Raw genomic sequence first — 622 nt, 5'->3', positions numbered from 1 at the left:
GCTGACCCAGGTCGAGATGACCCCGGCCATATGGACCACCGGCCCTTCCCGCCCTGTGGAGCCACCTGTACTGAGTGTGATCAGCGAGGCGAACAACGAAGCGACGCCAGCCTTGGTCTCAACCCGCCCATCGCTGACCGCCGCCCCTTCGATCACATCCGCGACCGAACGGACACGGCCATCGTCGGTAAAACGCGTGAGGATCAGCCCCACGATCACCCCACCGATGATCGGAATGATCAGCACGATGAACCAAGGCAGCTTCTCAGCATGACTGTGCAACAGCAGGATATCCTCGGTATCGTAGATATAGGCCTGCAAGCCGCGGATCGCCTTGCGGAACCCTAGCGCCATGAACCCCGCCGCAATCCCGATCGCCAGAGCGATAAACCAGAACTGGATTTGGCTTGGTCCTCGGCGACGCATCACCCGCAACGCATCCTTGATCGCGGCCAGAGCCTGATTGAGCTGGTTGCGCAGAACGGTGCGGGTTGATTGGGTCATTGGCTCTCGGGGATCATATCTTAACCCTTAGTAAGCCACGGCGAGGTCTGAGAAAAGTAAGATAGCGACGGTCAGGCCAGCAGATTGCGCCAAAGACGCATTAAGCCTCTAACAAAGC

The 622-nt window shown here is 58.8% G+C and carries 1 protein-coding gene; it reads right to left on the bottom strand.

What is annotated here, in order from left to right:
- On the bottom strand, positions 1-504 hold a 504-nt coding region (locus ACR0E6_RS22580; RefSeq protein WP_480587593.1), incomplete at its 3' end, for a chloride channel protein.
- Positions 505-622 lie beyond the last annotated feature (118 nt).

Source organism: Ruegeria sp. AP12, from assembly GCF_056540025.1.
The sequence above is the reverse complement of the archived record's forward strand: the minus strand, read 5'-3'. Positions and strand labels throughout refer to the sequence as shown.